This window comes from Roseateles sp. (assembly GCF_046300915.1).
Classification (GTDB): domain Bacteria; phylum Pseudomonadota; class Gammaproteobacteria; order Burkholderiales; family Burkholderiaceae_C; genus Kinneretia.
The window spans coordinates 1-7,116 of the sequence record NZ_JBKCLH010000046.1 but is presented as its reverse complement, the minus strand read 5'-3'; the positions used below and the strand labels follow the sequence as shown (position 1 = coordinate 7,116).

The 7,116-nt window shown below is 66.7% G+C and carries 6 protein-coding genes, 1 tRNA gene and 1 pseudogene; 4 read left to right on the top strand and 4 right to left on the bottom strand.

The window, feature by feature from the left end:
* Positions 1 to 104: 104 nt before the first annotated feature.
* Positions 105 to 665 (top strand): annotated as a pseudogene (locus ACK5F2_RS03500) (SDR family NAD(P)-dependent oxidoreductase); the annotation flags it as partial.
* A gap of 24 nt (positions 666 to 689) precedes the next feature.
* Here ACK5F2_RS03500 and ACK5F2_RS03495 read toward each other — a convergent pair.
* Together ACK5F2_RS03495 and ACK5F2_RS03490 are read right to left on the bottom strand one after the other, a co-directional pair.
* On the bottom strand, positions 690 to 1,268 hold the full coding sequence (locus tag ACK5F2_RS03495) for a rhomboid family intramembrane serine protease (RefSeq protein ID WP_409862826.1): 579 nt from the start codon (positions 1,266 to 1,268) through the stop codon (positions 690 to 692).
* 211 nt (positions 1,269 to 1,479) lie between these two features.
* Positions 1,480 to 1,564, bottom strand: a tRNA-Leu gene (locus tag ACK5F2_RS03490).
* A gap of 78 nt (positions 1,565 to 1,642) precedes the next feature.
* Here ACK5F2_RS03490 and cysM point away from each other — a divergent pair.
* Together cysM and ACK5F2_RS03480 are read left to right on the top strand one after the other, a co-directional pair.
* On the top strand, positions 1,643 to 2,551 hold the full coding sequence (gene cysM, locus ACK5F2_RS03485) for a cysteine synthase CysM (RefSeq protein ID WP_409862825.1): 909 nt from the start codon (positions 1,643 to 1,645) through the stop codon (positions 2,549 to 2,551).
* Between the two features lie 50 nt (positions 2,552 to 2,601).
* Complete coding sequence (locus ACK5F2_RS03480; RefSeq protein ID WP_409862827.1) at positions 2,602 to 2,829, top strand: sulfurtransferase TusA family protein; 228 nt, start codon at positions 2,602 to 2,604, stop codon at positions 2,827 to 2,829.
* A 67-nt stretch (positions 2,830 to 2,896) separates the two neighbouring features.
* Here ACK5F2_RS03480 and galU read toward each other — a convergent pair whose 3' ends face one another.
* Positions 2,897 to 3,772: a UTP--glucose-1-phosphate uridylyltransferase GalU gene (gene galU, locus ACK5F2_RS03475; protein WP_409862823.1), complete on the bottom strand. Its 876-nt coding sequence runs from the start codon at positions 3,770 to 3,772 to the stop codon at positions 2,897 to 2,899.
* 81 nt (positions 3,773 to 3,853) lie between these two features.
* Between galU and ACK5F2_RS03470 the strand changes: the two genes are divergently transcribed.
* Positions 3,854 to 4,834: an NAD(P)-dependent oxidoreductase gene (locus ACK5F2_RS03470; protein WP_409862822.1), complete on the top strand. Its 981-nt coding sequence runs from the start codon at positions 3,854 to 3,856 to the stop codon at positions 4,832 to 4,834.
* A 20-nt stretch (positions 4,835 to 4,854) separates the two neighbouring features.
* Here the strand turns inward: ACK5F2_RS03470 and ACK5F2_RS03465 are convergent.
* A partial coding sequence (locus tag ACK5F2_RS03465) for a valine--tRNA ligase (RefSeq protein WP_409862821.1) occupies positions 4,855 to 7,116 on the bottom strand: 2,262 nt, incomplete at its 5' end.

Here is a 7,116-nt window from a genome sequence, read left to right as displayed (position 1 = left end):
CCACACCCGCCGGTGCTCCGGGCATACCCCCTGGCCTGCGGCCCCCGGTCACGCGCCGGGGCGCGCAGCCGTTGGAGCGGGCCCCGCACGCCTTGGTCTAGGCCAGTACCCCCGGCGTGTATGGCGATGCGGGCGGGGCACGCTTTGATGAGACCCGACCCGTGGCGCCGGCCACCGACCGCGCCGCGCGGCGCGTGGATGCCGAGCAGCGCCTGCGCTGGTTTGGCGCGAACTTCGGCTGCCGGGTCAGCATCCTGCGCGTGCCGGGCATCTATGCCGGCGACCGCGCCGGCGGCCATCCGCGCGAGCGCCTGCTGCGCGGCACGCCAGTGCTGGTGGCCGAGGACGATGTCTACACCAACCATGTGCATGCCGACGATCTGGCGCGCGCCTGCCTGGCGGCGCTGTGGCGTGGCCGCCCACAGCGCGTGGTGCACGCCAATGACGACAGCGAGCTCCTGATGGGCGAGTACTTCGAGCTGGCGGCTCGGCTCTGTGAGCTGCCCCCGCCGCCGCGCATCACGCGCGCGCAGGCGGTCGAACAGATGTCGCCGCTGCAGCTGAGTTTCTGGAGCGAGTCGCGCCGGCTCGACAACCGCAGGCTGAAAGCCGAGCTGCGCCTGCGGCTGCGCTATCCGCAGCCAGCGCAGGGCCTGCTGGCCTGAGCCCGCCGCGGCGGCTCCAGCGCTTTAGCGACGGCGCGCGCTGCGCCAGTAGCGGATCAGCAGATAGGCACCCAGCATGCCGCCCAGATGGGCGAAGTGGGCGATGCCGCTGCGGCCGGTCAGACCCATCAGCAGTTCCAGCGCGCCGAAGATGGCTACGAAGTACTTGGCCTTCATGGGAATGGGCGGGAACAGGGGCATGATGATGCGGTCCGGGAACAGCATGCCGAAGGACAGCAGCAGGCCGAACATCGCGCCCGAGGCGCCCACCGTCGGCGTGTAGGCGCCGATCAGCAGGGTGAAGATCAGCTGCACCGCTGCCGCGCTCAGGATGCTGGCCGCCAGCATCTGCAGATAGCGCTTGGTACCCCAGACCCGCTCTAGCTCCGAGCCGAACATCCACAGGCCCAGCATATTGAAGAACAGGTGCAGCATGTCACCATGCAGGAAGGCGTAGCTCAGCGGCTGCCAGGGCATGAAGCGGCCACTCTGCAGGGGCCAGAGCATGAACAGGGGTTCCAGTCCCGGCAGCAGGATGAAAGCGCAGAACAGGCCCACGCAGGCCAGCATGAAGGCTTTGGTCACCGGAGGCAGATGGGGCATGGCGGGGCAGGGCGCTTCGTGAAGATGGTTGCGGCCGCAGGGCTCGCGGCTCAGCGGCTGAGTGTATGCGCTGAAGCAGGGCCTTCCTGACGAACGGGTGTCGTGGTGCGCAAGGGCGCGAGTTGCGGACGCAAAAAAGCCCCGTCCAGCGGGGCTTGTTGGCTGGCGCATGGGCGCCTTGTCTGGCGGCAGTGATCAAGCCCAAGAAACTTGGTGCCCGGGGCCGGACTCGAACCGGCACACCTTGCGGCGGGGGATTTTGAGTCCCCTGCGTCTACCGATTTCGCCACCCGGGCATCTCGGCTCGACACACTGCATGCGAGAGCCTGAGATTATGCCATGCAATCAGCGGCGCGGGCTGCGACAATCGCTGCATGAACAGCAAAGCCTACCCGACCCTTGAGGATGTGATCGGCAACACGCCCCTGGTGCGCCTGCAGCGCCTGGGGTCAGAGCTTGCCTCCCGCGGCAATGTGATCCTGGCCAAGCTGGAGGGCAACAACCCCGCCGGTTCGGTGAAGGACCGGCCCGCCATCAGCATGATCCGCCGCGCCGAGGAGCGGGGCGACATCAAGCCGGGCGATACCCTGATCGAAGCCACCTCGGGCAACACCGGCATTGCCCTGGCGATGGCCGCAGCCATCCGGGGCTACCGCATGGTGCTGATCATGCCGGAGGATCTCTCCATCGAGCGGGCCCAGACCATGAAGGCCTTTGGCGCCGAGCTCATCCTGACCCCGCGCTCCGGCGGCATGGAATATGCCCGCGACCTGGCCGAGAAGATGCAGGCCGAGGGCAAGGGCCGGGTGCTGGACCAGTTTGCCAACGAGGACAACCCGCGCGTGCACTACGAGACCACCGGTCCCGAGATCTGGCGCGATACCGGCGGGCGCGTCACCCACTTCGTCAGCGCCATGGGCACGACCGGCACCATCACCGGTACCTCGCGCTTTCTCAAGGAAAAGAACCCCGAGATCCGCATCGTCGGGGCCCAGCCATCGGAAGGCTCCCGCATCCCGGGCATCCGCAAATGGCCCGAGGCCTATCTGCCCAAGATCTACAAGCCGGCCGCTGTGGATGAGCTGGTCTATGTGAGCCAGTCCGACGCCGAGGACATGGCCCGCCGCCTGGCGCGCGAGGAAGGTTTGTTCGGCGGCATCTCGGCCGCGGGCGCCTGCTGTGTGGCCCTGCAGCTGGCACGTCAGGTGGAGAACGCCACCATCGTTTTCGTGGTCTGCGATCGCGGCGACCGCTATCTGTCCACCGGGGTGTTTCCCGCCTGAGGCGGAGGCGCCCAATCCCTAGAATCGCCAGCCTTGGAGAACGCATGAACATGGACATCCACAAGGAACTCGACACCCGCGGCCTGAACTGTCCGCTGCCCATCCTTAAGGCCAAGAAGGCGCTGGCCGAGATGGAAAGTGGCCAGCTGCTCAAGGTGTTGGCCACCGATCCCGGCTCCACCCGCGACTTCCAGGCCTTTGCCCGCCAGACCGGCAATGAGCTGGTGGAGCAGAGCAGCCAGGGCGACGAGTTCATCCACGTGCTCAAGCGCCGCTGAGCCCGCGCCCGTCCGGAGCATGAAAAAGGCCACCCTCGGGTGGCCTTTGTGCTGGAGGCCAAAGGCCTCAGATTTCCAGGTTCTGCAGGTAGTCGCGGAAGCCCGGGCCCAGCTGCGGGTGGGCGAGGGCCAGCTCCACATTGGCCTGCAGAAAGCCTTCCTTGCTGCCGCAGTCGTAGCGCTTGCCCTCGTAGCGGTAGGCGAATACCTTTTCGCGGCGCAGCAGGCCGGCAATGCCGTCGGTCAGCTGGATTTCGCCGCCCACGCCGCGCGGCTGGTTGGCAATCTCATGGAAGACGCCCGGCGTCAGGATGTAGCGGCCGGCCACGCCCAGGCGCGAGGGCGCCACCTCGGGATCGGGCTTCTCGACGATGCGGCTCACATCCATGAGCTGCTCGTTGACGGCGTTGCCGGCCACGATGCCGTAGCGCTTGGTGTGCTCGGCCGGCACTTCCTGCACCGCCAGGATGGAGGCGCGCCATTCCTTGAATTGCTCCACCATCTGCTTGAGCACGCCCTGACCCCCTTGGGGACCGACCATCAGGTCATCGGCCAGCAGCACGGCAAAGGGCTCGTTGCCCACCAGGCGCTGGGCGCAGAGCACGGCATGACCCAGACCCAGGGCTTGGGCCTGACGCACATAGATGCACTCCATATCGTCGGGCTTGACGCTGCGAACCACCTCCAGCAACTCGCGCTTACCCGCCTGTTCGAGGGCTACCTCGAGCTCGAAGGTCATGTCAAAGTGATCCTCGATCGGGCGCTTGTGCCGGCCCGTCACAAAGATCATCTCGCGCACGCCGGCGGCATAGGCTTCCTCGACGGCGTACTGGATCAGCGGCTTGTCCACCACCGGCAGCATTTCCTTGGGCTGGGCCTTGGTGGCCGGCAGGAATCGGGTGCCCAGGCCTGCTACCGGGAAGATCGCTTTGTTGACCATCATTTCCGTACACTCTTCGTTTGACCGCGGCCATTGTGTCATGGTGCAAGAGTGTCTTTTTTAAGGATTGCAAGGCTGTGAAGCATGAGCCTGTTGATTGTTGAGCCGCTGGAGGCGGAGGTGGTGCAGTGGCTGGCGGAGCGTCATGCCGTGCATTACGCCCCTGAGCTGGCGAGCAATCCGCAAGCTCTGCGCTCCGCACTGGCCCACGTCCAGGGATTGGTGCTGCCGCCCCATGTACCGCTGGATGGCCAGCTGCTGCGTCAGGCGCCCCGGCTGCGGGTGGTGGCGCGCATGAGCGCCGGCCCCGAGAACATCGATGTCGATGCCTGCCGTGCAGCGCGGGTTGAGGTTGTTCGAAGCCTGACCGCCACGGCCAGTGCCGAGGCCGAGTTTGTGGTGGGCGCCTTGCTGGCCTTGCTGCGCCGGGTGCCGGTGCTCAGCAGCGACGGCATGCTGGTGGGCCGGGAGCTGGGCTGCGCCACCGTGGGCCTGATCGGCATGAGCCCGGCGGCACGCATGCTGGCTCAGCTGCTGCCGGCTTTTGGCACGCGGGTGGTGGGCTATGACCCCAGCCTGCACCAGAGCGAGCCCCTGTGGGCACAGTGGGGCATCGAGCCCTTGCCCCTTCGCGAGCTCATGGAGCAGAGCGATGGGGTTAGCGTGCAACTGGCCTATTTCCTGCGCTACCGCGGCCTGATCGGCGAGCGCGTACTGGGCTTTGCCAAACCGGGGCAGGTGCTGGTGAGCATTGCGCACTCGGCTGTGTTTGATGAGCAGGCCCTGGCGGATGCCATGAGCAGCGGGCGTGTTCTGGCCGCCTGGTTCGACAGTCTGGAACCGGGGCTGCTGGAGCCTGGCCGTCCCCTGCATGGCCTGGAGGGCGTGCAGGTCACCCCGCGCCTGGCGAGCACGACACGTGAGTCGCGGGTGCGCGCTGCCTGGGGTGTGGCACGCCGCATGGACGAGCTGCTGACCGTGCCACCACCGGCCGTGGCGGACTTTCGGGCGACCTATCCAGCCGATCTGCCCGAGCCCGCCTTGGCCTCTTCTCGCTGGCGCTAAGCAGCGTATGAGGACTGGCCTCAGCGGGCCAGCAACTGGCTCAGCTGTGCGCGCAAGCGCGTCACGGTATTGCCGAAGTCGGCAATGCGCTGACGCTCCTGCTCCACGACGGCGGCCGGTGCGCGGGCCACAAAGCTCTCGTTGGACAGCTTGGCCGTGGCCTTGGCCACCTCGCCCTCCAGGCGGGCGATCTCCTTGGACAGGCGGGCTTTCTCCGCCTCCACATCGATCTCAACCTTGAGCGCCAGGCGCGCCGCGCCGTGCACCAGCACGGGCGACATGGCGCTGGCCTCGGTGAAGGCGGCCTCGTCCTCGATCAGTTCCACCTTTTCCAGCTTGGCCAGCACCTTGAGCGCGGCCGCGGCTTCGCGGATGAAGCTCAGATCGCCGCCGACCAGCAGGGGCACGCGGTCCGAGGGGCTCAGGCCCATCTCGCTGCGCAGGCTGCGGCAGGTGCTGACCACGGCCTTGAGTTGCTCCACCCAGGCGATGGCGACCGGGTCGATCTTCTCGGGCTGGGCCACGGGGTAGGCGGCGGTGACCAGATAGTCGCTGGTCTTGCGGCCGGCCACCGGGGCCACGGTCTGCCACAGCTCCTCGGTGATGAAGGGGGCCACCGGATGCAGCAGACGAAGCACGGTTTCCAGCACGCGGATCAGGGTGCGGCGGGTGCCGCGGGCGGCCGCCTCATGGCCCTCGTCCTTGGCCACCTGCAGCTGCACCTTGGCGATTTCCAGGTACCAGTCGCAGTACTCGTTCCAGACAAAGTCGTAGATGGCGTTGGCCACATTGTCCAGGCGGTAGTCGGCAAAGCCCTGGGCCACGGCGGCTTCCACCTTCTGCAGCTCGCTGGAGATCCAGCGGTCGGCCTGCGAGAAGTGGTTGTAGCCCGGCGGGCAGTGGCCCGGCTCATGGGCCAGGCCGCAGTCCTGGCCCTCGGTGTTCATCAGCACGAAGCGGGTGGCGTTCCACAGCTTGTTGCAGAAATTGCGATAGCCCTCGCAGCGCTTGCTGTCGAAGTTCACCGAGCGGCCCAGGGTGGCCATGGCGGCGAAGGTGAAGCGCAGCGCGTCCGCACCATAGCCGGGAATGCCTTCGGGGAATTCCTTTTCTGTCGCCTTGCGCACCTTGGGCGCCGTCTCGGGCTTGCGCAGACCCTGGGTGCGCTTGTCCAGCAGGGGGGCGAGCTCGATGCCGTCGATCAGGTCCACCGGGTCCAGCACATTGCCCTCGGACTTGCTCATCTTCTTGCCCTGCGCATCCAGCACCAGGCCGTGGATGTACACATACTTGAAGGGTACTTGGCCGGTGAAATGCTTGGTCATCATGATCATCCGGGCGACCCAGAAGAAGATGATGTCGTAGCCGGTCACCAGCACCGAGCTGGGCAGGAAGAGGTCCTGCTCCAGGGTCTTGGCGGGCCAGCCCAGGGTGGAGAAGGGCACCAGGGCGGAGGAGTACCAGGTGTCCAGCACGTCCTCGTCGCGCTTGAGGGTCTTGCCCGGCGAAACCTTGTCCGCTTTGGCCTGGGCTTCCTCTTCATTGCGCGCGACGTAGACCTTGCCGTCCTCGTCATACCAGGCCGGGATCTGGTGGCCCCACCACAGCTGGCGCGAGATGCACCAGTCCTGGATGTTCTTCATCCACTGGTTGTAGGTGTTGACCCAGTTCTCGGGCACGAACTTGACCTCGCCCGAGGACACGGCCTCGATGGCCTCCTCGGCGATGCTCTTGCCATTGGCGCCGGCCTTGCTCATGGCCACGAACCACTGGTCGGTCAGCATGGGCTCGATCACCTGGCCGGTGCGGGCGCAGCGCGGCACCATCAGCTTGTGCTTCTTGACCTCGACCAGGGCTCCTTCAGCCTCCAGCTGGGCCACGATCTTCTTGCGCGCGACGAAGCGGTCCAGACCGACGTACTCGGTCGGGATCTCTGCCACCTCGGCATTGCTGACCTTGGCCTCCAGATCGAAGATGGTCAGCATGGGCAGGCCATGGCGCTGGCCCACCTGGTAGTCATTGGTGTCGTGCGCGGGCGTGACCTTGACCACGCCGGTGCCGAAGTCCTTGTCCACATACTCGTCGGCAATCACCGGCACCAGGCGGCCGGTAACGGGCAGCTTGACCTGCTGGCCGATGAGGTGCTTGTAGCGCTCGTCCTCGGGGTGAACCATCACGGCCGTGTCGCCCAGCAGGGTTTCGGGGCGGGTGGTGGCCACGACCAGGGACTCCGCGCCCTCGGCCAGCGGGTAGCGGATGTGCCAGAGCGAACCGTCTTCTTC